We start from the raw sequence: 26,242 nt of genomic DNA, 5'->3' as shown, positions 1-26,242 counted from the left end.
GATCCGGCCAGGCGTCAGGCCCCGGCGCGGCGGGCCCGGTAGGCGGCGACCGCGTTGCGGTTCGCGCACGCCGTGGAGCAGTAGCGCTTGGAGCGGTTCCGGGAGAGGTCGAGCGCGACCGCGTCGCAGGAGTCGTCCGCGCACACCGAGATGCGGGATCCCTCCTCGGCGCGGATGACGTCGATCAGTGCCATCGCGGTCTCCACCAGGACGCGCTCGGCGAGAGGCGCGTCGTCCGCGATCGCGTGCAGGTGCCAGTCCAGCGCGCCATGGCGGGTGAGGCGCGGAGTCAGGGTGACGCCGGCCAGGGCGTGGTTGACGGCGACGGCCATGTCGTCGCGGGGGGCGAGGAGCATGGTGCGCAGCTGCGGCCGGATCTCGCGCAGTCCGGCGAGCTCCCGCTGGTCGCGGTCGATCCGCCCCGTGTAGCCGAACTGTCCGAGGAACACCGCCTCGTCGCTCAGGGAGACGAGCGCATCGGGATCCTCCGCCGAGTTCACGAGCCAGACAGCGGCCCGGAGGGTGTCCTCGGTGTCATCGGTGAAGATCATGTTGACAGCTTACAGCGCCGGCGGGTAGCGTCACATGTCGTGAGCAGCGTGGCAAATGACACCCGTTCCGTCGGCGTTCGTTCCGGCCTCGTCTTCGCGATCGGTGCGGCACTCTCTTTCGGGATGAGCGGCGCCTGGGCGCGCGGGCTCATGGATGCCGGCTGGAGCCCGGGGGCCGCCGTCACCGTGCGCATGTGGGTGGCCGCGCTCGTGCTGCTCGTGCCGACGCTGCTCGCCCTGCGCGGATGCTGGGGCGCGGTGCGGAAGAACGCCGGACTGGTCCTCGTCTACGGCCTGCTCGCCGTCACCGCGGCGCAGCTGTGCTTCTTCCAGGCGGTCGCCGTCATGGACGTGGGCATCGCGCTGCTCATCGAATACACGGCACCCATCGCCGTCGTGCTGTGGCTGTGGGTGCGGCGCGGAGAGCGTCCCGGGCGTCGCGGTCTGCTCGGCGCCGCCCTGGCCTTCCTCGGCCTGGTGCTCATGCTCGAGATCTTCACGGGCGCCAGGCTCGATCCCGTCGGGCTCCTCTGGGCGCTGGGTGCGATGGTCGGTGCCGCGACGTACTTCCTGCTCTCGGGCAAGGACGAGACCGGTCTGCCGCCGATCGCGCTCGCCGGCCTCGGCCTGCTGATCGGCGCCGTCGGCCTGAGCGTCGCCGGCGCGACGGGGATCCTGCCGATGGTGTGGAACACCCACGATGTCGCATACCGGTTCGGCCTTCTGCCGTGGTTCGTGCCCGTGCTCGGCGTCGGCGTCATCGCCACGGCCCTCGCCTACGTCCTCGGCATCGTCTCCACGCGCAGGCTGGGATCGCGCTTCGCGTCGTTCGTGGCGCTCTCCGAGGTGATCGCGGCGCTGCTGTTCGGGTGGCTGTTCCTGGGGCAGCTGCCCGATGTGGTGCAGGCCCTCGGCGGCGTGCTCGTGCTCATCGGCGTCGTGCTCGTCAAACTCGGCGAGCCGGCGGCCGACGGCGCGGATCGCGAGGTCCTCACGGAGCCGGTGGCGACGGTGCACTGACCCGTCAATGTATACGAAGGGAGAGTCGGCGCCGGGAAGATAGCCTACCGGGTGATTTTGTGTATACACTGGCGGCATGAGCATCGTGGCGGAGGGCATGCGGGCCGGAGAGTTCGCCTACCGCACCCTGCTCGAGGAGATCCAGTCCGGGTCCCTCCCCGCCGGCGCCGTGCTCGCCGAGGTCGAGCAGGCCGAGCGGCTGGGCGTCAGCCGCACTCCGCTGCGCGAGGCGCTGCGCCGCCTGGCCGCGGACGGGCTCGTGGAGCAGCTCTCGCCGCGCATCACCGTGGTCGCGGCGATCGACGCCGACGACATCCGTGATCTGTTCGTGCTGCGCCGCGCGCTCGAGGAGACCACGGCGCGCGCCGCCGCCGGCGCGGAGGAGCGCGCGGAGTTCGCCGAGCTCGCCGCCCGTTTCGCAGACGCGGCCGAAGCGCTCGGCGACGACGAGGGCCGCACCCGGTACTACGCGCTCCTCGACCGCTTCGACGAGGCGCTCGACGCCGCCGTCGGCAACGACTACCTCAGCGCCGCGCTGCGCACCGTGCGCACCCACCTCGTCAGGGTGCGCCGGATGGCGCGCGACAAGCCCGCCCGCCTCGCCGCGAGCGCAGGCGAGCACCAGCTGATCGCCGAGGCGATCGGATCCGGCGACGGCGACCTCGCCGCGCACGCCACCCACGTCCACCTGCACAACGCGCTGGCGAGCATCCTGGACTCGCTCGCCGGCGCCGATCCCGACAGCAGCACCAACCCGCCCGGAAAGAAGGCCAGCGCATGACCGTGAACCACCACCTCCGCGTGCACCGCAGCGACGAGCAGCTCCCCCGGGAGGGACAGCTCGCCTGGCGCATCGCCGAGATCGCCGCCGACCCGGTCGACGTCGACGCCGACGTCGTCGACATGATCATCAACCGCCTGATCGACAACGCCGCGGTCGCCGCGGCCTCGCTCACCCGCGCGCCGGTGAGCGCCGCCCGGCAGCAGGCGCTGGACCACCCGGTCTCGGTGAACGGATCCGGATCCACGATCTTCGGCTGCCCGCTCGAGCGCCGCACCAGCCCGGAGTGGGCCGCGTGGGCGAACGGCGTGGCCGTGCGCGAACTCGACTACCACGACACCTTCCTCGCCGCCGAGTACTCGCATCCGGGCGACAACATCCCGCCGATCCTCGCCGTCGCGCAGCACGCGGGATGCGACGGGCGCGCGCTGGTGCGCGGCATCGCGACGGGCTACGAGATCCAGGTCGACCTGGTCAAGGCGATCAGCCTGCATGCGCACAAGATCGACCACGTCGCCCATCTCGGTCCGTCCGCGGCGGCCGGCATCGGCACGCTGCTCGGCCTCGACGTCGAGACCATCTACCAGGCCGTCGGCCAGGCGCTGCACACCACCACCGCGACCCGGCAGAGCCGCAAGGGCGAGATCTCCACGTGGAAGGCGCACGCCCCGGCCTTCGCCGGCAAGATGGCGGTCGAGGCCGTGGACAGGGCGATGCGCGGCGAGACCTCGCCGAGCCCGATCTACGAGGGCGAGGACGGGGTCATCGCGTGGATGCTGGACGGGCCCGACGCCTCCTACGAGGTGCCCCTCCCGGCCAACGGCGAACCCAAGCGCGCGATCCTCGACACGTACACCAAGGAGCACTCGGCGGAGTATCAGGCCCAGGCGTGGATCGACCTCGCCCGCAAGCTGCATGACGAGCGTCCCGCCCTTCGACAGGCTCAGGGACCGGATCAGTGGGCCGACATCGACTCGATCGTGATCCACACCAGCCACCACACGCACTTCGTGATCGGATCCGGCGCGAACGACCCGCAGAAGTACGATCCGCAGGCGTCCCGGGAGACGCTCGACCACTCGATCCCGTACATCTTCGCGGTCGCCCTGCAGGACGGCACCTGGCACCACGTGGACTCCTACACGCCCGAGCGCGCGCAGCGCGAGGACACCGTGGCGCTCTGGCACAAGATCACCACGGCGGAGGATCCGGAGTGGACCCGTCGGTACCACTCGATCGACCCGGCGGAGAAGGCGTTCGGCGGACGGGTCGAGATCCGCCTCGCGAACGGCGAGACCGTGACGGACGAGATCGCGGTCGCCGACGCACACCCTCTCGGCGCCCGCCCGTTCGCGCGCGAGGACTACATCCGCAAGTTCCGCACCCTCACCGAGCCGGTGCTCGAGCCCGCCGAGATCGAGCGCTTCCTCGCCCTCGTGCAGCGACTGCCCGAGCTGACGGCCGCGGAGGTCGCGGAGCTGTCGATCGTCGCCGGCCCCGGCGGGCTCGCGATGGCGCCCGCGCCCAAGGGCCTGTTCTGAGTTCGACCGTGTTCCGAACTCAGTCGATGTGGCGCTCTGCGGCGCGTATCGCCGCCGATCGGCTCGATCCGACTGAGTTCGACACACCGAAGGGAGACTGACCATGCTGTACGCCGCCACTCCGGCCGCCGAGAAGCGCCGGATCCTGCGCGAGCGGCTCGCCGCGGGGGAGCTGCTGCGCTTCCCCGGCGCGTTCAACCCGCTCTCCGCCCGGCTCATCGAGCGGAAGGGCTTCGACGGGGTCTACATCTCGGGAGCCGTGCTCTCCGCGGACCTCGGTCTGCCCGACATCGGCCTCACCACGCTCACCGAGGTCGCCGGCCGCGGGCAGCAGATCGCCCGGATGACCGAACTGCCGGCCATCATCGACGCCGACACCGGCTTCGGCGAGCCGATGAACGTGGCCCGCACGATCCAGACGCTCGAGGACGCAGGGCTCGCCGGCACGCACGTCGAGGACCAGATCAACCCGAAGCGCTGCGGCCACCTGGACGGCAAGGCCGTGGTCGACGAGTCCACCGCGACCAAGCGCATCCGTGCGGCGGTCGACGCCCGGCGGGACCCGAACTTCCTGATCATGGCGCGCACCGACATCCGCGCGGTCGAGGGGATGGATGCGGCCGTCGACCGCGCGAAGGCTCTTGCCGACGCCGGGGCTGACGCGATCTTCCCCGAGGCCATGCGCGAGCTCTCCGAGTTCGAGCGGATGGCCTCGGAGCTCGACGTGCCGATCCTCGCGAACATGACCGAGTTCGGCAAGAGCGAGCTGTTCACCACCGCGCAGCTGAAGGACGCCGGGGTGAGCATCGTGATCTGGCCGGTCTCGATGCTGCGGATCGCGATGGGTGCGACCGGCCGTGCGCTGGATACCCTGAACGACGAGGGGCGGCTGACCTCGAAGCTCGGCGAGATGCAGCACCGGGCGGATCTGTACGACCTCATCGACTACGAGTCCTACAACCACTTCGACACGAACGTCTTCACCTTCACCATCGAGAAGTGAATGCGCAACAGCGACCCCAGGCATTGCGAAGGAGCAGCATCATGAGCGACCCCGACATCAAGAAGGGCCTCGCGGGCGTCGTCGTCGACACGACGGCGATCTCGAAGGTCAACCCCGACACGAACTCGCTGCTGTACCGCGGCTACCCCGTGCAGGAGCTCGCCGCGACCCAGCCGTTCGAGGCGGTCGCCTACCTGCTCTGGAACGGCGAGCTTCCCACCGCGGAGCAGCTGGCTGACCTGCGTGCGGCCGAGCGGCAGCACCGCGCGCTCGCCGACAACGTCAAGGCGGCGATCGACCTGGTGCCCGTCGAGGCGCACCCGATGGACGAGCTCCGCACCGCGGTGAGTCTGCTGGGCGCCTCGGACGCGACCGGATCCGGATCGGTCCTGGACGCGAGCGGCACGCCGGAGCAGAACCTCGACCGCAGCGTCCGGCTGTTCGCCGCGCTGCCGGCGATGGTCGCGTACGGGCAGCGCCGCCGCCGCGGCGAGGACATCGTCGCCCCCCGCGACGACCTGGACTACTCCGCGAACTTCCTCTGGATGACCTTCGGTGAGGAGCCGGATCCGGTCGTCGTGGACGCGTTCAACCAGTCGATGATCCTGTACGCGGAGCACTCGTTCAACGCCTCCACGTTCACGGCCCGGGTGATCACCTCGACCCTCAGCGACCTCTACTCGGCCGTCGTCGGTGCGATCGGCGCGCTCAAGGGACCGCTGCACGGCGGCGCGAACGAGGCCGTGCTGCACATCTTCGACGAGATCGGCGATGCCTCCGACGTCCAGGCCTGGCTCGACAAGGCGCTGTCCGAGAAGCGCAAGATCATGGGCTTCGGGCACCGCGTCTACAAGAACGGCGACTCGCGCGTGCCCACCATGAAGGCCGCGCTCGATTCGCTCGTCGAGCACTACGACCGTCCCGAGGTGCTCGAGCTGTACACGACGCTCGCCGACGAGTTCACGGCCCGCAAGGGGATCCACCCGAACCTGGACTACCCGTCCGGGCCGGCCTACAACCTGATCGGGTTCGACACGCTCACCTTCACACCGCTGTTCGTGGCCTCGCGGGTGACCGGCTGGACCGCGCACATCATGGAGCAGGCCGCCTCGAACGCCCTGATCCGCCCGCTCTCGGCCTACGACGGCCCCGACGAGCGGCACGTCGAGGCGTAACCGGCCTTCCTGCTGTCGCTGCGACCGGGGTCGCCGCGGCCGCGGCTGCCGCTGCGCACTCAGCTCTCGCGCAGCACCGCCGCGGCCTGGCGGGCGGCGCCGAGCGCGACGTATTCGCCGGGCTCCGGCACCTCGACGGGCAGGCCGAGGACGTCCGGGGCGATACGGCGGACGGCCTCGGACTGCGCGCCGCCGCCGATGAGCAGCGCCCGTTCGAGTGGGACGTCGAGGGCGCGCAGCGCGTCCAGGCCGGCGCCGAGACCGCGCAGCATGCCCTCGACCGCGGCGCGGGCGAGGTTCGGGCGGGTCGTCGACGCCAGCGTCATCCCGCTCAGCGACGCGGTCGCGTCGGGCAGGTTCGGGGTGCGCTCGCCCTCGAAGTAGGGGAGCAGGGTCAGCCCGTCCGCCCCGGGGGAGGCGTGCAGGGCCAGCTCGCTGAACTCGTCGTGCGTGACGCCGAGCAGCGCCGCCGTCGCGTCGAGCACGCGGGCTGCGTTCAGCGTAGCGACGAGCGGCAGGAAGTTGCCCGACGCGTCCGCGAAGCCGGCCACGGTGCCGGACTCGTCGAAGAGCGGCGTGCGGCTGACCGCGCACACCGTCCCCGAAGTGCCGATCGACACCACCACGTCGCCCGGCTCCGCACCCAGCCCGTAGGCGGCGGCGGCGTTGTCGCCGGCGCCCGGGGCGACGCGGCGGCCGGCCGGATCCTGCACCGACTCCGAGGGATCCAGCACCCGCGGCAGGATCGCGTCGTGTCCGAGCGCGGCCACGAGCAGGTCGCGGTCATAGGATCCGTCGGCGGGGTTCCAGTAACCGGTGCCGCTCGCGTCCGACCGGTCGGTGACCAGCTCCTCGAGCACGGGCCCGAGCGGCGAAGCGCCTGCCGGCCCGTAGCCGCGCAGCCGCCAGGTCAGCCAGTCGTGCGGCAGTGCGACGGCCGCGACCCGTGCCGCGTTCTCCGGCTCGGCGTCGCGCAGCCAGCGCAGCTTGGTGATGGTGAAGGACGCGACGGGGACGACCCCGGTGCGCGCGGCCAGCTCGGCCGCGCCGAACTCGGCGATCAGGTCCTGGGCGGCCTGCGCGGAGCGGGTGTCGTTCCACAGCAGCGCGTCACGGATCACGGATCCGGAGGCGTCCAGCGCCACCATGCCGTGCTGCTGCCCGCCGATCGACCACGCCTCGACGTCCTCGATCCCGCCGGCGTCGGCGATCGCCGCGTCCAGCGCCCGCCACCACGCCTCAGGGTCGACGGAGGTCCCGTCGGGGTGCGCGGCGCGTCCGCTGCGCACGACGGATCCGGATCCGGCGTCGACGATCACGACCTTGCAGGACTGCGTGGACGAATCCACGCCCATCACGAGCGGCACGGGAGTTTCCTTTCGCGGGGTTCTACGTATCGAGGCCCCTCCGTGGCATCGAGGCCCCCTCCGAGCAACGCGTCTGCGAGGGGGCGTCGGCGCCAGGAGGGGGCGTCGATGACGAGCGTGGACTCAGCGGGCGCCGAGGAGGTGCTCGGTCGCGAGCTGCTGCAGGCGCACGAACCCGAAGCCCTTGCCGCCGAAGTACGCGTCCGCGTCGAAGTCCTCGTAGGCGGAGCGGTCAGCCAGGAAGTCGTCGTACGTCTCGCCCTGGTTCAGGGTCGGCGTGGCGAGCTCGTCGACGCGGGCGGCGGCCAGCGCCTCCTGCACCTCGGGGTCGGCGCGGAACGCGGCCGCGCGCTCCTTGAGCAGCAGGTAGGTGCGCATGTTGGCGGCGGCGGAGTCCCACACGCCGTTCTCGTCCTCGGTGCGGCTCGGCTTGTAGTCGAAGTGGCGGGGGCCGTCGTAGGCGGGCACGCCGCCGGGCCCGCCGTTCTCGAGCAGGTCGACGAGCGCGAATGCGTTGTGCAGGTCGCCGTGGCCGAACACCAGATCCTGGTCGTACTTGATGCCGCGCTGCCCGTTCAGGTCGATGTGGAACAGCTTGCCGTGGAACAGCGCCTGGGCGATGCCGGCGGCGAAGTTCAGGCCCGCCATCTGCTCGTGGCCGACCTCGGGGTTGAGGCCCACGAGCTCGGGGCGCTCGAGCGAGTCGATGAACGCCAGCGCGTGGCCGAGAGTGGGCAGCAGGATGTCTCCGCGGGGCTCGTTCGGCTTCGGCTCGATCGCGAACCGGATGTCGTAGCCCTTGTCGGTCACGTAGTCGCCGAGCAGGTTGACCGCCTCGCGGTAGCGCTCCAGCGCGGCGCGGATGTCCTTCGCCGAGTCGTACTCGGCGCCCTCGCGGCCGCCCCACATCACGAAGGTCTTCGCCCCCAGCTCGGCGCCCAGGTCGAGCTGGCGGAACACCTTGCGCAGCGCGTACCGGCGCACGGCGCGGTCGTTCGAGGTGAAGCCGCCGTCCTTGAAGACGGGCGCGCTGAACAGGTTGGTGGTGACCATCGGCACGATCAGGCCGGTGTCGGCGAGCGCGCCCTTGAGGCGATCGATCTGCGTCTGCCGCTCGGCGTCCGTGGATCCGAACGCGAACAGGTCGTCGTCGTGGAACGTGAGGCCGTAGGCGCCGAGCTCGGCGAGCTTCTCGACCGCGTGCACGACGTCGAGCGCCGGACGGGTCGGGCCGCCGAAGGGGTCGGCGCCGTTGTAGCCGACGGTCCAGAGTCCGAACGAGAACTTGTCCTCGCGGGTGGGGGTGAGTGACATGAGGGATCCGCCTTCAGCGACGTCGGTGAAATGTTGTCGCACAAAACATATCAGGGGATCCGGGCGGCCGCAACGCCCGGAACCGCAGGATCAGTGCGGGGGCGCAGCGTCGAGTTCGGCGGCGGGGATCGCTAGCCTGGAGTCCCACGGGTCCAGGAAGCGAGACGACGCATGAACGAACGCGCCACGACCGTCGAGGGGGTGCGGCGCACGAATCTCGCCGAGGTGCTGCGGCTGGTGCACCACCAAGGTCCGCGATCCCGTGCCGTCATCACGGCCGAGACGGGGCTCAACCGCTCGACGGTCTCCGACCTCGTGGGCCGGCTGGTCGAGGCGGGGCTGGTCGAGGAGCGCGAGCCCGACCCCACGCGGCGAGTGGGCCGCCCGTCCCCTGTCGTCGTGCCCAGCCCCGATGTCGTCGCGATCGGCGTCAACCCCGAGATCGACGCGATCGAGCTCGGGGCCGTCTCGCTGGGCGGCGACGTGCGCGAGCGCGTGCGGATCCCGGCGGAGAAGCCGGGCGTCGCGGAGGTCGTCGAGGTCGTCGCCCGCGTGGTCGAGGACTGGCGCAGCGGTGTGCTGAGCGGATGCCGCATCGCCGGGATCGGCGTCGCGGTGCCCGGACTCGTGCGGGCCTCCGACGGCCTGGTCCGACTCGCTCCGCACCTCGAGTGGCGCGACGCCGACCTCGCCGGTCCGCTCGCCCTGGCGCTGGGGACCGACGTCTTCGTGGGCAACGACGCGTCGCTCGGCGCGCGCGCGGAACGGCTGTTCGGCGCGGCGCGGGAGCACGAGGACGTCGTCTATCTCAACGGCGGCGCCAGCGGCATCGGCGGCGGGCTCATCCTGCACGGCCGGCTCATCGGCGGCATCGGCGGCTACGCGGGGGAGTGGGGTCAGACCGCCGCGAGCGTGGCGGACGCCGCCGATCGACGCGCCGAGGGCGGGGTGCTCGAGGACGAGGTGAACCGGGCCCGCCTCGTGCAGGCGGCACGCCTCGGGGTGCCGGACGAACGAGAACTGCGCGACGCCCTCGCCGTATCCGAGGACCGGGAGGTGCGCGACGAGGTGGCGCGGCAGCGTCGGATCCTGGCCGCGACGCTCGGGAACGCGGTGAACGTGCTGAACCCGTCGATGATCGTGCTGGGCGGATTCCTCGGCACGCTCCGCGATCTCGATCCGCACGGCTTCGACGACGAGGTGCGCCTGCGGGCGCTCGCCGCGCCCGCAGAGGATCTCACGTTCTCCACCGCGGCGCTCGGCGCCGATCGCCTGCTGATCGGCGCCGCCGACGCCGCGTTCGAGCGGCTCCTGGCCGACCCGCTGGGCTGAGCCGGGAGCCGGGAGCCGGGAGCCGGGAGCCGGGGGCCGGGGGCCGGGGGCCCGGGGGGCCAGCGGACGACGGTGCCGCTCGCGCGTCAGAACCGGGCGGCGAGCCACTCCGTCTGACGCAGCCACTGCGCGATCTGCCCGCCCTCGTGACCGTTGAACGGGTAGACCTCGATCTCCGCGTCCTCGGCGGCGAGGTGGTTGTACGCGGCGAACACGCTGGAGGGCAGCACGACCGCATCCATCAGGCCGACCGAGAACAGCGCAGGAGCGGTGATCCGCCGGGCGAAGTTCACCCCGTCGAAGTAGGACAGGGTCTCGAACACGGCGTCCACCCGGTCGCGGTGCACGGCGAGGTAGCGCTCGATCTCGCGGAACGGGTGCTCCGGCGTGAGCTCGACGGATCGGCGGAAGTGGCAGAGGTAGGGCACGTCAGGCATGACGGCGCGCACGCCCGGGTGCAGCCCCGCCGCCGCCAGGGAGATGCCGCCGCCCTGGCTGGCGCCGGTCACCGCGATCCGCCCGGAGTCCACGAAGGGGAAGCCCTGCACCGCGTCGATGAGCAGTGCGGCGTCGGTGAAGAGCCGGCGGTAGTAGTACTCCTCGCGGCTCGTGATGCCCCGGGTCATGTAGCCGGGGGTGGCGCTGTCGGAGCCGTGCGGATCCGGGGTGTCGCCGCCGGATCCCCAGGTCCCGCCCTGCCCGCGCGTGTCCATCAGGACGTGCACGTAGCCGGCGGCCGCCCAGCGCAGGTGCTCGCCGGGGATGCCGCGCCCGCCGCCGTAGCCGATGTACTCGACGACGGCGGGGAAGCGTCCTTCGCCGCGCGGTCGCGTCACCCAGCCGCGGATCCGCTCCCCGCCGAAACCGGAGAACGCGAGGTCCTCCACCACGATCTCGGTGATCGGCGTGACAGTCGGCGCACGCTCAGGTGCGACGGCGAGTTCCCTGGACTCGGCGAGCGTGCGGCTCCAGAAGTCATCGAAGTCGTCGGGCTCGGCGACGTGCGGGCGGAAGGTGCGGAGGTCGTCGAGGGGCAGGTCGGTGAGAGGCACGGGTGACATGCTAACGCGCTGAAGCACGCGCGGTCACCTCTGCGCGGAAGCGTTTCGACATCCACCTTGCATCCATCGCGACTTCGCGCCTATCCTAAGTCGAAGCGCTTCGATGGCCGGTTCCTGAGCCTGATTCCGGAGGCGCGCGACAGGACTTCGACCCAATGGCGAGTGGAGAACACCCGATGACGGATGCGGCGATCATGCTCACTGGAATGGACCGATCGCAGAGGGAGGGTGCAGAGGCGCCGTCGAGCGGAGCGAGGCGATGACGGTGACGACGGGGGCGCCGACCGGCGTCGCCGCCACGGTGGCGCTGGACGGGTCCCCGCTCAGGCAGAGCCGCAAGAACCGCAAGCGGGCCGGTGGCCGCACCTCGTTCACGATGTTCCTGTGCATCGTGCCGTTCCTGGTGCTGGTCTTCCTCTTCTCGTACTTCCCGCTCTGGGGCTGGATCTACTCGCTCTACGACTACCGGCCGGCGCTGGGCCTGGAGGGCAGCGAGTTCGTCGGCCTGCAGTGGTTCCAGCTGCTGGTGAGCTCGCCCACGCAGCTGCAGGAGATCGGCCAGGTGCTGATCAACACCCTTGCGATCAGCTTCCTGGGCATCGCGACCTCGATCCTCCCGCTCGCCTTCGCCGTATTCCTCAACGAGGTCCGCGTGCCGTGGTTCCGCAACGCCGTGCAGACGCTCACGACGCTGCCGAACTTCATCTCCTGGGTGCTCGTCTACATGATCGCCTTCTCGCTGTTCTCCAGCAGCGGCGTGGTCAACGGGGTGCTCAACGACGCCGGCCTGATCACCGCGCCGGTCAAGTTCCTCGACTCGGACCAGAACGTGTGGCTGACCATGACGCTCTGGTCGATCTGGAAGGGCCTGGGCTGGGGCGCGATCATCTACCTCGCCGCCATCGCCGGCATCGACCAGTCGCTCTACGAGTCGGCCCGCATCGACGGTGCGGGGCGCTTCCAGCTGATGTGGTACATCACCGTGCCGCAGCTCATGCCGACCTACCTGGTGCTGCTGCTGCTCTCGGTGGCGAACCTGCTCAACAACGGCATGGAGCAGTACTTCGTGTTCCAGAACGCCTTCAACAAGGACCACATCCAGGTGCTCGATCTGTACGTCTACAACATCGGCATCACCGGCAACAGCCTGTCCATGGCGACTGCGATCGGCATGCTCAAGAGCATCATCTCGGTCGCCCTCCTGCTCACCGTCAACGGCGTCGCGAAGCGCGTTCGCGGCCAGGCCATCGTCTGAGAAAGGGACTCCCATGACCACCATGTCCACGGGCATCCGCCGGCGCGGGGCCGGAGACCTGTTCTTCGCGATCGTCAACTACACGGTCTTCGTCCTGCTGGCGTTCCTCTGCGCCTACCCGTTCTACTTCCTGATCATCAACTCGATCAGCGCGAACGACGCCTCGGCCCTGGGGAACGTGCGCTGGATGCCGGAGGGGATCCATTTCTCCAACTACGCCGAGGTGTTCCAACTGAACGGCCTGCCGATGGCGGCCGTGGTCACCATCGGCCGCACGGTCATCGGCACCGTCGCGACGGTGCTCGCCTCCGCGTTCCTCGGCTTCATGTTCTCGCAGAACAAGATGTGGGGCCGGAAGTTCTGGTACCGCTTCGTCATCATCACTATGTACTTCAGTGCGGGCCTGATCCCGGTCTTCATCGTCATGAAGACCCTCGGGCTGACGAACAACTTCTGGGTGTACGTGCTGCCGTTCGTCGTGCAGCCGTTCTTCATCATCCTGGTCAAGACCTACGTCGAGGCGATGCCCGAGTCGCTGCAGGAGGCGGCCGAGATGGACGGCGCGAACATCGTGCAGATCTTCTTCCGGATCTACCTGCCGAACATGACCCCGATCCTCGCGACCGTCGCGATCTTCTCGGCGGTGGCGCAGTGGAACTCCTTCCAGGACACCCTGATCTACGTCACCGACCAGAGCCTGTACACGCTGCAGTACCTGCTCTACATGTTCATCAACCAGGCCAACAGCCTGGCCCAGGCCGCGCAGAACTCCGGCGGGAACCTCACGAGCATCATCTCGGCGGCGACCAGCCAGACGCCCACCTCGATCCGGATCACGGTCTCGGTGATCGTCGTGCTGCCCATCATCTTCATCTACCCCCTGTTCCAGCGCTTCTTCGTGAAGGGCATCATGCTGGGCGCCGTCAAGGGCTGAGGGCGCCGGGACTCCCGAATGCACCAAGAAAGGAAAGCAATGAAGCTGAAGAGGAAGATCGCGGCCGTCGCGGTCGCCGTGGTCGCCGCGGGGCTGCTGGCCTCGTGCACGGCCGGTGGCGGCGCGCAGAAGACCGCGGCCATCGACTCCTTCCCGAAGAAGTGGGACAAGGAGATCACCGTCGACGTGTTCGACGGTCTCGCGAACTACATGGGCGTGCAGGGCGGCTGGTTCGCCGACATGGTCAAGAAGAAGTTCAACATGAAGCTGAACATCATCGCGCCCAACGTCGCCGGCGGAGGCGACACGCTCTACAACACCCGCGTCTCGGCGGGCAACCTCGGCGACCTCATCATCACGGACAAGGGCCAGAAGCTCGACGAGCTCGTCAAGGGCGGGCTCGTCCTGGACAGCACTCCGTACTACGGCGCGATGACGAACGTGAAGAAGTTCGACACCGCCGTCAGCAAGCTCAACGAGGGCAAGAAGGGCGAGTACGCCTTCCCGACCTCGGTCTCCTCGCTCAAGCCCACCGAGCCCAGCGAGGGCATCGACCCGACGTTCGGCCCGTTCATCCGCTGGGACCTGTACGCCAAGCTCGGCTACCCGAAGCTCGACACGCTCGAGGACCTCCTGCCGATCCTGAAGAAGATGCAGGATCTGGAGCCGACCGCCCCGAACGGCGCGAAGACCTACGCGATCTCCCTGTTCAAGGACTGGGACGGGAACATGATGGTCACGGCCAAGCAGCCGGCCACCTTCTACGGCTACGACGAGATGGGCTTCACCCTCGCCAAGGCCGACGGCTCCGACTATCAGAGCCTGCTCGACGACAAGGGCCAGTACCTGCGCGCCGTGAAGTTCTATCAGGAGGCCAACGCGATGGGCCTGGTCGACCCCGAGTCGACCACGCAGAACTTCGACACCATGCAGGCGAAGGTGAAGAACGGCCAGGTGCTGTTCTCGTGGTGGCCGTGGCTCGGCCAGGCCGCGTACAACACCGACGCGAACACCCAGGCCGGCAAGGGCTTCGAGATCGCCCCGGTCAAGGACATGAAGGTGTTCTCCTACGGTGCCGCGGCCTACGGCGGCACCCAGGTGCTGGCCATCGGATCCAAGGCGAAGGATCCGGAACGGATCGCCGCGTTCATCGACTGGCTGTACTCCGCCGAGGGTGCGTACAGCAACAACAGCCAGACCATGGGGGCCGCGGGCCCGAAGGGGCTCACCTGGGACGTCGACCCGTCCGGCAAGCCCCAGCTGACCGACTTCGGCAAGAAGGCGTTCCTCACCGGTGACGCCGATGTTCCGGCGGAATGGGGCGGCGGCACCTACACGAAGGGCGCCTCGGCACTGAACGTCACCACGGTGCTCCCCGTCGACATCGACAAGAGCACCGGGTACTCGTACAGCTACAAGGGCTGGCCGTCGTACCTCGCGCTCACGAAGACCCCGCTGAGCGAGGACTGGTCCGCACACATGGGCGGCGCGGCGACGACCATGGACTACCTGAAGGACAACCATCAGCTCCTGGTCGCTCCGGGCGCGAGCTTCACGACGCCGACCGACTCCTCGGAGATCCAGACGCTGCGCAACCAGATCAAGGCCGTCATCATCCAGTACTCGTGGCAGATGGCGTTCGCGAAGGACGACGCGGAGTTCACCTCCCTGAAGAAGGAGCTGCAGGAGAAGGCCAAGGGCCTCGGGTACGACAAGGTGCTCAAGGTCGACATGGCCAACGCCAAGGAGCAGAACGACCAGCGCCTGAAGGTCGCCAAGGAACTGGGCTGACCGGATCCGCACTTCATCGGGAACGCCCCGGGGCTTCGGCCCCGGGGCGCTTCCGTGTCCGCTCGGACCGGGATCAGGCGGCGGGGGAGTGGCGGCGGTGCACGCTGCGGAAGAGGTAGGCCGAGACGAACGCCCCGACCGAGAAGCCGATCGTGCCGACGATCACGAGGAACATCGGGAACAGGATCGACAGGCACACGAGCGTGACGGGGATCAGCAGGATCCCGAGGGTGCGCACCGGCTCAGCGGCCGTGAGCAGCAGCGCGTTCTTCAGGGTGCGCCGCACGCCGTCCTGGAACACGGCCACCAGGGACTCCCCCTGCAGGAACGCCGCGAACAGGAAGGCGGCGGCCGCGATCGAGACCACGCCCGCGGCGCCGCCGGCGAGCGAGGGCGAGGCGAACCAGTACACCGAGCTGAACGCGAGCATCGCCGCAGGCAGCAGCAGGATCAGGGCGACCAGACTGCCCCGGCGGAAGTTGCGCAGGAACGCCGGCAGATAGTCCGCGACGGGGCGGCCGCTCTCGTCATCCGAGTAGCGGATGGTGACCTCGTACAGCGCGCTCGTGGCGGCGCCGATCGTGACGATCGGCAGGCACGTGACGAGGTACATCACGTTGAGCGCGACGAAGGCGAGGAACGTGGACAGGCCGTGGACGGTCCTGCTGCTCGGGTCGATCTGCATCAGGGCATCTCCGGCTCGGGATCCGCCTCCGCCGGGACCGCCGTGGCGGCGCGCGAGGAGAGGAACACCGGCGGCAGCAGCTGCACGCGGGGGACGGGGGCGCCGCTGAGGAGGGCGAAGACCGTCCGCGTCGCGGCCTCGCCGATCCCCTCGGCAGGGATCTCGATGCTGTCGACGAGTCCGGGGACTGTCCCGGCGAGGTCGGCGGGGCACAGCGCGAGCGCCTCGATCCCGCCGATGTCCGCCGCCCGGGCCGCGACGTGCGCGAGCGCGCCCTCGTTGTGGATCAGCAGCCCGGTGACGCCCGGGTCCGCGGCGAGCACCTCGTCCAGCGCTTCCGCGCCCTCGACGCTGCTCGGACAGGGGTGCACGCTGCCGACGATCCCCGCGTCGGCACACGCCGCGAGGAAGCCGCGGTTCAGCCGATCCGCATAGGACGTGTGCCGGTCCAGCACCTCGCGCGGCGCGCCGAGCAGGGCGATGCGGGTGTGCCCGAGCGCGGCGAGGCGTTCGGCGGCCAGCCGGCCGGCCGCCTCGAAGTCGAAGTCGACGCAGGTCAGCTGATCCGATCCGGCGGGCAGGCCGATGAGCACGCTCGGCGTGGAGAGCTCGTGCAGCGTGCCCAGACGCGGGTCGTCGGACTCGACGTCCATGACCAGCAGCGCATCGACCATCGAGGCGCCGGCCGTGCGGCTGAGGCCCTCGCCGTCCTCGCTGGTCAGCAGCAGGATGTCGTACTGGTGGGCGCGCGCCTCGCGGACCACGCCCGCGACGATCTCCATCACGACGTGCACGTCGACGCCGGAGCGCAGCGGAGCCTGCAGGCCGATCACATTCGCGGACCGGGAGGCGAGCGAGCGNCATGCGGCCGGTACTCGAGCGCGTCGATGGCGGCCTCGACGCGGTCCCGGGTGTCCTGCGAGATGGTGCGCTTGCCGCTCATCACGTACGACACGGTGGAGATCGAGACGCCGGCCTTCTGCGCCACGTCGGCGATGGTCACCATCCGGACTCCTCAGGTTCGATGACAGCGGATTCACCCGCGGCGAGGTCCACGGTGCGGGAGCCGAGGCCCGGCCCGCTGACCTCCATTGTGACGGCGCGAGGGGCGTGCAGGCGCAGGCGCGTGACCCGCCTCTGCGACCAGTCGATGTCGACGTGCGCGCCGCCGCGGGCACGCAGCCCCCGGACGCGACCCTGCGCCCAGTCCGGGGGCAGGGCGGGCAGGACCCGGATCCTCCCCGCGTGCGATTGCAGCAGCGCCTCGGCGATGCCGGCGGTCAGGCCGATGTTGCCGTCGATCTGGAACGGCGGGTGCGCGCTGAACCCGTTCGGATACAGGCCCCCGCGATGCTCAGCGGCAGCGCCCGGCGTCCCGGCGGCGGGTTCGGCGGGGCGCAGCGCGAGGCGCACCTGCGCCTGCACCTGGGCGCCGTCGCCGAGACGCGCCCAGAGGGCCGTGCGCCAGGCGAGGGCCCAGCCGGTGGACTCGCTCCCGCGGGAGCGGATCGATGCGGCCGCGGCGGCGGCGAGCTCCGGGGTGCGCTCGGGATCGATCTGGTCGAAGGGGAACAGCCCGACCAGGTGCGACAGATGGCGGTGGGCGGGCTCGGCGTCGGGGCGCGGGCGGTCCCATTCGCGCAGCGTCCCGTCCGCCGCGACCACGGGATCGGGCAGGGCGGCCACGGCGTCCTCGAGGGCGCCGATCCACGCGTCGGTGCGGCCGAGGGCGTCGGCGGCGCCGCGGCACGCCTCGGCCAGCGCGCGCAGCAGCGCGACGTCCGCCGTGCACGACTCGCCCACCCCGGACGCCGTGCCGTCGGGCAGCAGGTAGTGGTTCTCCGGCGAGGTCGACGGGCTGGTGCGGGCTCGGCCGTCCGGATCCCGGAGGATCCAGGACAGCGCGAACCGTGCCGCGGACGCCAGCACCGGCCAGGTGCGCGCGCGCAGTTCGCCGAGGTCGCCGCCGAACAGGTGGCGTTCCCAGAGGTGCGTGCTCAGCCACGCGCCGCCGAGCGGCCAGAACGCCCAGGCCGGGTCTCCGTGCCCGGCGCCGACCGGGGCGGCGTGCGCCCACGCGTCGGTGTTGTGGTGCACGGTCCAGCCGTCCGCGCCGTGCAGGTCGCGCGCGACGATCGCTCCGGGGCCCGCGGCGAGACGGGCGATGAAGCGCAGCAGCGGCTCATGGCACGGGCCGAGACCGGTCGTCTCGGCGGCCCAGTACGCCATCGGCAGGTTGATGTTGGTCGTGTACGCGCTCGACCACGGCCCCGGCAGCTCCGCGTTCCACAGGCCCTGCAGGGTGAGCGGCAGCCCGGTGTGGCGCGAGGAGGACAGCAGCAGGTAACGGCCGTAATGGAAGGCCAGGGCGGCGAGCGCCGGGTCGGGGGTGTGCGCGGCGGCCGCGATCCGCTCGGCGAGGTCGGGAAGCGGGGCGTCCGCGTCGCCGGCGTCGCCGAGCTCGAGCGTGCACGCCCCGTACAGGAGCTCGTGCGCGGCGCGGTGGCGGGCGTGCCGGAGCTCGGCCTCGGCGGCGGGATCGGCGTGGGCGACGACGCCGAGCACGTTCAGCGCCCGGGTGACCGCGTCGGCCGCCGGATCCGGATCCGCCTCCCCGGGCAGGGAGGGGGCCGAGGCCGTGCCGATGACGAAGGTGTGCGAGCGGGCCGGCGCGGTGCGCAGGGTGCCGCCCTCGATCGTGGCGGGTCCGACCGGCTGCACGGCGATCGCGGCCTCGCGTCCCTCGCCGTAGCGCACTGGTTCCTCCGGGCTCTCATGCCCCGGCGCGACGTCGATCGGGAGCGCCCAGTGCGCGACGAGGGCGCCGTCGACGGACAGGTCGGCGGCGGCGCGGCGGAGCAGTCCGTCGATGCGCACGACGACCGAGACGGGTTCGTCGGCGTCGATGCGGTGCACGATCGCGCCGCCGTCGGAGTCGGCCCAGGTGCGGTGCCGGACGGATCCGCCGCCCGCGGTGTACGTGAGCGTCTCGGTCGCGGTGCGCAGGTCCAGCTCCCGGGTGCACGAGGGATCGGACGGGCCGGCGTCGACCTCGACGTCGATCCAGCCCAGAGGCAGGAACGCCTGCACCCACGGCGTCTGCTGGCGTTGCAGCAGGCGCTCGGCCTCGGCCGGGTCGTCGCGGGCGATCGCGGCCCGGGCGCGGTCGAGCAGCTCCGGCCCCGGTTCCACGACCCCGGCGAGCGGGTCTGCGGGCCGCCCGGACCACACGGTGATGTCGTTCAGATGCAGTCGGATACCGCCGGCGCGGCCCTGGCAGGAGGCGCCGCGCACCCCGTTCCCGACCGGGAACGCGTCGATCCAGCGGGCGGCGGGGCGCGACGAACGGAGCAGGTGAAGCGCGTCGCGACGCATCGTGGACATCGGCACATGGCTAGTATATGGTCCAACTGTTGAAGCGCTTCGACAATCGTCCGGAAAGGACGATGGTCCGGAAAGGGCAATCGTCCGGAAAGGACGGGGGAGCGGCGAGAAGATCGAGAAGATCGAGAGAGACATGTCGACGAGGACCACCGCGCCGGGCTGGGCCGCGCTCACGGCGGAGCGCGGACTGTGCTTCGGCGGCGACTACAACCCCGAGCAGTGGGGGCCGGAGATCTGGCGCGAGGATGTCGCGCTGATGCGGCAGGCGGGCGTGAACCTCGTCAACGTCGGCGTGTTCAGCTGGGCGCGCATCGAGCCCGTCCCGGGCGCCCGCGACTTCGCCTGGCTGGACGAGGTGCTCGAGCTCCTGCACGCCGGCGGCATCGCCGTCGACCTCGCCACGCCGACCGCCTCACCGCCGCCATGGCTGGGGATCCGGCACCCGGAGACGCTGCCCGTCGACCGTGACGGCGTGCGCCTGATCCCCGGCTCGCGCAACCAGTTCTCCCCGGCCTCGACCGTCTACCGCGAGCACGCGCTCGCGATCACCCGCGACCTCGCCGCCCGGTACGCCGGGCACCCGGCCGTGCGGATGTGGCATGTGGGCAACGAATACGGCCAGGTCGACTTCGGTGACGAGGCCGCGCGGGAGTTCCGCCGGTGGCTGCAGGAGCGGTACGGATCCGTCGACGCGCTGAACACCGCCTGGGGCACGACCTTCTGGTCGCAGCACTACGCCTCGTTCGAGGAGATCCTGCCTCCACGCCGCGCGCCCTACCTGATCAACCCCACGCAGTCCCTCGACTTCCGCCGGTACACCTCCGACCAGCTGCGCGACTGCTACGTCGAACTGCGCGACGCGATCCGCGACGTGGGGGCGACACAGCCGATCACGACCAACTTCATGGGCTTCTTCGCGCTCGCCGACTACTTCTCCTGGGCGGACGAGGTCGATCTGATCGCCGACGACCAGTATCCGGATCCCGCCCGTCCCGAATCGGTCGTGGACATCGCTCTCACGCAGGACCTGATGCGCTCCCTCGGCGGCGGCGCCCCGTGGCTGCTCATGGAGCAGGCCACGAGCGCCATCTCCTGGCGGGCGCACAACGCGCCGAAGAGCCCGGAGAAGGCGCGACTGGACACCCTGCAGGCGGTCGCCCGCGGTGCCGACGGCATCGGCTACTTCCAGTGGCGGGCATCGCGCGCGGGCGCGGAGCGCTTCCACGCCGCGATGCTGCCGCACGCCGGCGCCGACACCGACCTGTTCCGCGGGATCTGCCGCCAGGGTCAGGACCTGAAGCGGCTGCGTCCGGTCGTCGGCGGTCGGATCCGGGCCGATGCGGCGATCGTGTTCGACTGGTCCGCCTGGTGGGCGGCCGAGGAGCCGGCCCGCCCGACCGAGCGGCTCGACACGATGGCGCAGCTGAACCGCTGGTATCTGCAGCTCTGGCGCCGCGGGATCGCGGTCGACGTCGTCCCGCCGGACGCGGATCTGTCCGGATACCGGCTCGTGCTCGTGCCGCAGCTGTACATCCTCGAGCCGGACGCCGCGGCCCGCCTCGAGGCCGCGGTGCAGCGCGGCGCGCATCTCGTCGTCGGGCCCTTCAGCGGCGTGGCCGACCGCAACGCGCACATCCTCACCGGCCGCTCACCCGTGCTCCTGCGCGACACCCTCGGCGTCAGCGGCGAGGAATGGTGCGCGATCGTCGAGGACGCGGTGGCCCTGCACGACGAGGCCGGCCGGGCCGTGGCGGGAGCGACCGCCGCGATCCTCGGCGAGCGGATCCGCTCCGACGGGGCGGAGGTGCTGCTGCGCCACGCCGCGGGCGACCTCGCCGGCGTCCCTGCGGCGACCCGTCACCCGCGCGGCTCCGGTGCCGCCTGGTACCTCGGCGCGGTCGTCTCCGACGAGGTGCTGTCGCGCGTGATCGGCGACGCGGCCGCGCAAGCGGGCGTCCGCCGCGCGGTCGAGGGGATGGACCTGCTGCCGGACCGGGTGGAGGCGGTGCGGCGCGGCGACGTGCTGTTCCTGCTGAACCACGGATCCGCAGCACAAGACGTCCCGGTGCCGGCGGGTCTGGAAGACCTGCTCACCGGGCAGACGACCGGCGACGTCGTGACGGTTGCGGCCGGCGACGCCCGAGCACTGATCGAGAGGCACTGATGAAGTTCACCGACGGATACTGGCTGTTCCGGCCCGGGCTGACGCCGCTGTTCGCCGTGGAGGTCGACGACATCCGCGTCGACGAGCAGGCCGGCACCATGACCGTGTACGCCGCGACCACGCAGATCCGCCACCGCGGCGACACCCTGAACCGGCCGATGCTGACGATCACGTACTCCGCTCCGGCGGAGGGAGTGATCGGCGTGCGCGTGCAGCACCACGCGGGCGGCCTCGAGCCGCGGCCGGCGTTCGCGATCGAGGCGGACGGCTCGTTCACCCCGACGATCACGGTCGACGAGGCCGAGGGCGTGCTCGATGCCGGGAGCCTGCGGGTGCGCGTCTCCCGCGGCGCCTGGCGGGTCGACGTCGAGCGCGACGGCGGCGCCCCGGTCACCCACGCGCTGCCGCGCTCGACCGGCTACATCCGTGCCGACGACGGCGCGACCTGGGTGCACCAGCAGCTCAGCCTCGAGCCCGGCGAGCGCATCTACGGCCTCGGCGAGCGCTTCGGCGCGCTGATCAAGAACGGCCAGAGCGTCGACACCTGGAACGCCGACGGCGGCACCTCCAGCGAGCAGTCCTACAAGTCGATCCCGTTCTACCTGTCCAGCCGCGGGTACGGCGTGCTCGTGGACAGCCCCGACAACGTCTCGTTCGAGGTCGGCAGCGAGGTGAACACCCGGGTGCAGTTCTCGGTGCCGGGGGAGACGCTCGAGTACTTCCTCATCGCGGGGCCCACGCCCAAGGACGTGCTGCGCCGCTACACGGCGCTCACCGGGCGGCCCGCGCGGGTGCCCGCCTGGTCGTTCGGCCTGTGGCTCACCACGTCGTTCACCGCGGAGTACGACGAGGCGAGCGTCAACGAGTTCATCGACGGGATGGCCGAGCGCGACCTGCCGCTCAGCGTCTTCCATTTCGACTGCTTCTGGATGCGCGAATACCAGTGGGCCGACTTCGAATGGGATCCGCGCACGTTCCCGGATCCCGAGGGCCAGCTCGCGCGCCTGCATGAGCGGGGCCTGAAGGTCTCCGCCTGGATCAACCCCTACATCGCCCAGCGCTCGCGCCTGTTCGACGAGGCGAAGGAGCGCGGCTTCCTGCTGCGCCGCACGGACGGCGGCGTGTGGCAGTGGGACCTGTGGCAGGCGGGCATGGGGATCGTCGACTTCACGAATCCCGAGGCGACCGAGTGGTACGTCGGGCATCTCGAGCGTCTCATGGCGCAGGGCGTCGACACGTTCAAGACCGACTTCGGCGAGCGGATCCCCGAGACCGGCGTGGTCTGGCATGACGGGTCGGACCCGGCGCGGATGCACAACTACTACCCGTTCCTCTACAACCAGGCCGTGTTCCGCGCCCTCGAGCGGCACCGCGGCGAGGGCGATGCGGTCGTGTTCGCCCGGTCGGCCACGGTCGGCTCGCAGCAGTTCCCGGTGCACTGGGGCGGCGACAACGACTCCACGTACCTCTCCATGGCGGAGTCGCTGCGCGGCGGGTTGTCGCTCGCGCTCAGCGGCTTCGGGTACTGGAGCCACGACATCGGCGGCTTCGAGGGCACGCCCGACGCCGGTCTGTTCAAGCGCTGGCTCGCGTTCGGACTGCTCTCCTCGCATTCCCGGCTGCACGGCTCGGGCTCGCTGCGGGTGCCGTGGGCCTTCGACGAGGAGGCGGTCGACGTCACCCGGACGTTCACGCACCTGAAGATGCGGCTCATGCCCTACCTCATGGCCGCGGCCGAGGAGGCGCACACCGACGGCGTCCCGATGATGCGCCCGATGGTGCTGGAGTTCCCCGGCGACCGCAGCGGCTTCGACGCCGACGCGCAGTACCTCCTGGGCCCGTCGCTGCTGGTCGCCCCCGTGTTCTCCGGCACCGGCGATGTGGAGTACTACCTGCCCGAGGGCGAGTGGACCTCGCTCCTGGACGGATCCGTGCAGGACGGCCGGCGCTGGGTCGCCGAGAACCACGGCTTCGACTCGATCCCGGTGCGCGTGCGCCCCGGCACGGTGCTGCCCTGGGGTGCGGTCGAGGACCGGCCGGAGTACGACTGGGCCGACGGCGTCACGCTGCGCTGCTTCGCGCTGCCGGACGGCTACGACCAGGTGACGACCGTGCCCGGCGCGGACGGCACCCCGACGACCTTCCGCGTGCGGCGCGAGGGCGCGAGGATCATCGCGACCTCGGACGACGCCCGCGCGGAATGGTCGCTGCAGGCCGGATCCGCCCTCTCCCGCGCCGCCGGCGCCGGGGAGCTGACCGTCACGATCGAGAAGGAATCCCGATGACCGCTCCCACGCCCGTCGCCGACCTGTCGGTGCTGCCCTTCCGCGACGTCACGCTGTCCGTCGTGGAACGCGCGCAGGACCTGCTCTCCCGGCTCACCGCGGACGAGCGGATCGCCATGCTGCATCAGGCGACCCCGGCCATCGATCGGCTCGGCATCGCCGAGTACCGCACCGGCGTGGAGGCGCTGCACGGCGCCGCCTGGATGGGGCGAGCCACGGTGTTCCCGCAGCCGGTGGGGCTCGCGGCGACCTGGGATCCGGACCTCGTCGAGCGGGTCGGGAACGTGGCCGGCGAGGAGGTGCGTGCCAAGCGCGCCGCCGACCCGCTCACCAGCCTGAACGTCTGGGCGCCCGTCGTGAACACGCTGCGCCACCCCGCCTGGGGGCGCAACGAGGAGGGGTACTCCGAGGATCCGCATCTGACCGGTCAGCTCGGCGCGGCCTACGCGCAGGGCCTGCGCGGCCGGGACGAGCGCGTCTGGCGCACGGTTCCCGCCCTCAAGCACTTCCTCGCGTACAGCAACGAGACCGACCGCTCGGCGACGTCGTCCGAGATGTCGCTGCGCACTCTGCACGAGGAGGAGCTGCCGGCCTTCCGCGCCGCGATCGAGCAGGGGGCGGCGGGCAGCATGATGCTCGCCTACAACCAGGTCAACGGCACCCCGGCGCATACGCAGCCGGAGCTCGTCGCGGAGGCCCGGTCCTGGGCGCCCGGCTCGCTCGCGGTCGTGTCCGACGCCGGGGCGCCGACGTTCGTCGTCACCGTGCAGCGCGCCCAGCCCGACCACGAGCATGCCGCCGCAGCACTGCTCCGCAGCGGGATGGACTCGTTCACCGACCACGACGCCGACGCCGCCCCGACGATCGCGCACGTGCGCGGCGCGCTGGAGCGGGGCCTGCTCACGCCGGAGGACGTCGACCGCGCCGTGCTGCGCCTGCTCGAGATGCGGATCCGCACGGGCGAGTTCGACGCGGGCGCCGACCCGTACCGCGCGATCACCGCGGACGACCTCGACGCCCCCGCCTCCCGCGCGCTCGCCCGCGAAGCCGTCGCGCGCAGCGTGGTCGTGCTGCGCGACGACGCTGACGTGCTGCCGCTCGCCGCGCCGGCCTCGATCGCCGTCGTCGGCCCCCTCGCCGACCTCGTGCTCACGGACTGGTACGCGGGCACTCCGCCCTATGCCGTCGGCATCGCGCGGGGCCTCGGCGAGCGATACCCCGACGCCGCCGTCCGGGTGGAGACGGGCGCCGACACGGTCGCGCTGCTGGACACCGCGAGCGGCCGCTACGTCGCCGCGAGCGCGGACGGCGCACACGTCGACGCGTCCGCCGGACTGCCCTCCGACGCGGCGCTGTGGGATGTCACGGACTGGGGTGACGGGATCCTCACCCTCCGCGCGCACGCGAGCGGACGGCTGCTCACCGGCGGCGCCTGGCCGATGCGCGCCGACGCCGACCGAGTGGGCGGCTGGGTGGTGCAGGAGACGTTCCGCCGCACCGTGCACACGGACGGATCCTGGTCGCTGCTGCACCTCGGATCCGGTCGCTGGGTGCGCGTCGTGCGCGAGGTCGGGCTGCTGGCCGCCGAGGGGGTCACGCTCGAGCAGGCCGCCCGCTTCCACCGGCGCATCGTGCGCTCGGGCGAGGGCGCCGTGGCGGAGGCTGCGGCGGCCGCGGACCTGGTCGTGGTCGCGGTCGGCAACGACCCGCATCTCGCGGGACGCGAGACCGAGGACCGTCCGCATCTGTTCCTGCCGGATTCGGCGGTGGCGGTGTGGCGCGCGGCCCGCGAGGCCAACGCGCGCGCGGTGCTGACGATCGTGTCGAGCTACCCGTACGTGCTGGGCGAGGGCGTCGCGGACGCCGAGACGGTGGTGTGGACCAGCCACGGCGGGCAGGAGCTCGGCCGCGGCCTGGCCGACGTGCTCAGCGGCGACGTCGCCCCCACCGGCCGGCTCGCGCAGTCGTGGCCGGCGGATCCCGCTCAGGCCGGCGACCTGTTCGACTACGACACCCTGCGTCAGCAGGCGACGTACCGGCACCAGCCCGCGCCCTACGCGTTCGCGTTCGGACACGGGCTCACCCTGAGCGAGGTGTCCTACGAGGCGATCGCGCTGTCGACCGCAGCGGTCTCCGCGCAGGAGCCGACCCACCGCCACCCCGCGCTGGGTGCGACGGAGGCGGCCGACACGGTCCGCGCGACCGTGACCGTCACCAACCGGGGCGAGCGGGTCGCCGAGGAGCTCGTGCAGTTGTACTCCCTCGCGCCCGAGCACCTGGCGATCCCGACGCCGCGGCGGCTGCTCGTCGCCTACGCGCGCGTGCGTCTGCAGCCCGGCGAGAGCCGCGACGTGGAGCTCGCGTTCGAGCCGGCCCGCCTCGCGGTCTGGGACGACGCGGTGCGCCTCGACGGGGCGCCGCGCGACTGGCTGCACGCCGGTGCGCTGCGCGTGCAGCCGGGCGCGTACCGCATCGCGGCCGGCGCCTCCGCCGACGCCCTCGCGGTGAGCGCGGAGCTCGTGGTGACGGACTGAGCACCGGATCCCGGGCCTCTCGCCCGGGATCCGGCACCTCTGTTGCGGCACAGGACGGTCGGAGG

The 26,242-nt window shown here is 71.3% G+C and carries 20 protein-coding genes; 12 read left to right on the top strand and 8 right to left on the bottom strand.

The features are described 5' to 3' along the window. Positions 1–14: 14 nt before the first annotated feature. Positions 15–551 (bottom strand): CGNR zinc finger domain-containing protein, encoded by a 537-nt coding sequence (locus ACTJJZ_RS03920; protein WP_440719869.1) that lies wholly within the window; start codon positions 549–551, stop codon positions 15–17. A gap of 39 nt (positions 552–590) precedes the next feature. Here ACTJJZ_RS03920 and ACTJJZ_RS03915 point away from each other — a divergent pair, with 39 nt between their 5' ends. The 5 genes from ACTJJZ_RS03915 to ACTJJZ_RS03895 all read left to right on the top strand — a co-directional run bounded on the left by ACTJJZ_RS03915 (position 591) and on the right by ACTJJZ_RS03895 (position 6,071). Next, positions 591–1,571 (top strand): EamA family transporter, encoded by a 981-nt coding sequence (locus tag ACTJJZ_RS03915; protein ID WP_440719868.1) that lies wholly within the window; start codon positions 591–593, stop codon positions 1,569–1,571. A gap of 97 nt (positions 1,572–1,668) precedes the next feature. Continuing rightward, positions 1,669–2,352 carry a GntR family transcriptional regulator gene (locus ACTJJZ_RS03910; protein WP_440720061.1) on the top strand — a complete coding sequence of 228 codons (684 nt, stop codon included), beginning with the start codon at positions 1,669–1,671 and terminating at the stop codon, positions 2,350–2,352. Continuing rightward, on the top strand, positions 2,349–3,893 hold the full coding sequence (locus ACTJJZ_RS03905) for an MmgE/PrpD family protein (protein WP_440719867.1): 1,545 nt from the start codon (positions 2,349–2,351) through the stop codon (positions 3,891–3,893). Before ACTJJZ_RS03910 ends, ACTJJZ_RS03905 begins: the two co-directional genes overlap by 4 nt. A 103-nt stretch (positions 3,894–3,996) precedes the next feature. Beyond that, positions 3,997–4,896, top strand: a complete 900-nt coding sequence (gene prpB, locus ACTJJZ_RS03900) for a methylisocitrate lyase (RefSeq protein WP_440719866.1) — start codon at positions 3,997–3,999, stop codon at positions 4,894–4,896. Positions 4,897–4,937: 41 nt separating this feature from the next. After that, positions 4,938–6,071 carry a bifunctional 2-methylcitrate synthase/citrate synthase gene (locus ACTJJZ_RS03895; protein WP_440719865.1) on the top strand — a complete coding sequence of 378 codons (1,134 nt, stop codon included), beginning with the start codon at positions 4,938–4,940 and terminating at the stop codon, positions 6,069–6,071. 59 nt (positions 6,072–6,130) lie between these two features. Here the strand turns inward: ACTJJZ_RS03895 and xylB are convergent, their stop codons facing one another. Together xylB and xylA are read right to left on the bottom strand one after the other, a co-directional pair. Next, positions 6,131–7,438 carry a xylulokinase gene (gene xylB / locus ACTJJZ_RS03890; protein ID WP_440719864.1) on the bottom strand — a complete coding sequence of 436 codons (1,308 nt, stop codon included), beginning with the start codon at positions 7,436–7,438 and terminating at the stop codon, positions 6,131–6,133. Between the two features lie 123 nt (positions 7,439–7,561). Then, positions 7,562–8,752 (bottom strand): xylose isomerase, encoded by a 1,191-nt coding sequence (gene xylA, locus ACTJJZ_RS03885; protein ID WP_440719863.1) that lies wholly within the window; start codon positions 8,750–8,752, stop codon positions 7,562–7,564. 171 nt (positions 8,753–8,923) lie between these two features. On the opposite strand from xylA, the gene ACTJJZ_RS03880 reads away from it, so the two are divergent. Further along, a complete protein-coding gene (locus tag ACTJJZ_RS03880; RefSeq protein WP_440719862.1) occupies positions 8,924–10,084 on the top strand; it encodes an ROK family transcriptional regulator in 1,161 nt (386 codons plus the stop codon). Positions 10,085–10,170: 86 nt separating this feature from the next. Here ACTJJZ_RS03880 and ACTJJZ_RS03875 read toward each other — a convergent pair whose 3' ends face one another. Further along, positions 10,171–11,136, bottom strand: coding sequence for an acetylxylan esterase (locus ACTJJZ_RS03875; RefSeq protein WP_440719861.1), 966 nt, complete (start codon positions 11,134–11,136; stop codon positions 10,171–10,173). A gap of 268 nt (positions 11,137–11,404) precedes the next feature. Between ACTJJZ_RS03875 and ACTJJZ_RS03870 the strand changes: the two genes are divergently transcribed. The 3 genes from ACTJJZ_RS03870 to ACTJJZ_RS03860 are packed head-to-tail and all read left to right on the top strand — an operon-like array spanning position 11,405 to position 15,125. Next, positions 11,405–12,400 (top strand): ABC transporter permease subunit, encoded by a 996-nt coding sequence (locus ACTJJZ_RS03870; RefSeq protein WP_440719860.1) that lies wholly within the window; start codon positions 11,405–11,407, stop codon positions 12,398–12,400. Positions 12,401–12,413: 13 nt separating this feature from the next. Further along, on the top strand, positions 12,414–13,334 hold the full coding sequence (locus ACTJJZ_RS03865; RefSeq protein ID WP_440719859.1) for a carbohydrate ABC transporter permease: 921 nt from the start codon (positions 12,414–12,416) through the stop codon (positions 13,332–13,334). A 39-nt stretch (positions 13,335–13,373) separates the two neighbouring features. After that, a complete protein-coding gene (locus ACTJJZ_RS03860; protein WP_440719858.1) occupies positions 13,374–15,125 on the top strand; it encodes an ABC transporter substrate-binding protein in 1,752 nt (583 codons plus the stop codon). A 73-nt stretch (positions 15,126–15,198) separates the two neighbouring features. Here the strand turns inward: ACTJJZ_RS03860 and ACTJJZ_RS03855 are convergent, their stop codons facing one another. From ACTJJZ_RS03855 to ACTJJZ_RS03840, 4 genes are all read right to left on the bottom strand, one after another. After that, positions 15,199–15,810: a DUF624 domain-containing protein gene (locus ACTJJZ_RS03855; protein ID WP_440719857.1), complete on the bottom strand. Its 612-nt coding sequence runs from the start codon at positions 15,808–15,810 to the stop codon at positions 15,199–15,201. Further along, entirely contained in the window at positions 15,810–16,643 is an 834-nt protein-coding gene (locus ACTJJZ_RS03850) for a LacI family DNA-binding transcriptional regulator (RefSeq protein WP_440719856.1), read from the bottom strand. The genes ACTJJZ_RS03855 and ACTJJZ_RS03850 overlap by 1 nt, the downstream gene beginning before the upstream one ends. Then, positions 16,640–16,816 carry a LacI family DNA-binding transcriptional regulator gene (locus ACTJJZ_RS03845; protein ID WP_440719855.1) on the bottom strand — a complete coding sequence of 59 codons (177 nt, stop codon included), beginning with the start codon at positions 16,814–16,816 and terminating at the stop codon, positions 16,640–16,642. The genes ACTJJZ_RS03850 and ACTJJZ_RS03845 overlap by 4 nt, the downstream gene beginning before the upstream one ends. Next, entirely contained in the window at positions 16,810–19,194 is a 2,385-nt protein-coding gene (locus ACTJJZ_RS03840) for a glycosyl hydrolase family 95 catalytic domain-containing protein (RefSeq protein WP_440719854.1), read from the bottom strand. The genes ACTJJZ_RS03845 and ACTJJZ_RS03840 overlap by 7 nt, the downstream gene beginning before the upstream one ends. Before the next feature lie 133 nt (positions 19,195–19,327). Here ACTJJZ_RS03840 and ACTJJZ_RS03835 point away from each other — a divergent pair, with 133 nt between their 5' ends. The 3 genes from ACTJJZ_RS03835 to ACTJJZ_RS03825 are packed head-to-tail and all read left to right on the top strand — an operon-like array spanning position 19,328 to position 26,177. After that, positions 19,328–21,358, top strand: coding sequence for a beta-galactosidase (locus ACTJJZ_RS03835; RefSeq protein ID WP_440719853.1), 2,031 nt, complete (start codon positions 19,328–19,330; stop codon positions 21,356–21,358). After that, entirely contained in the window at positions 21,358–23,643 is a 2,286-nt protein-coding gene (yicI, locus tag ACTJJZ_RS03830) for an alpha-xylosidase (protein WP_440719852.1), read from the top strand. Before ACTJJZ_RS03835 ends, yicI begins: the two co-directional genes overlap by 1 nt. After that, a complete protein-coding gene (locus tag ACTJJZ_RS03825) occupies positions 23,640–26,177 on the top strand; it encodes a glycoside hydrolase family 3 N-terminal domain-containing protein (protein ID WP_440719851.1) in 2,538 nt (845 codons plus the stop codon). The genes yicI and ACTJJZ_RS03825 overlap by 4 nt, the downstream gene beginning before the upstream one ends. Positions 26,178–26,242 lie beyond the last annotated feature (65 nt).

This window comes from Microbacterium sp. 22242, from assembly GCF_052045495.1.
GTDB lineage: Bacteria > Actinomycetota > Actinomycetes > Actinomycetales > Microbacteriaceae > Microbacterium.
Note: the sequence above shows the minus strand (reverse complement) of the source record. Positions and strands in the feature narration are given on the sequence as shown.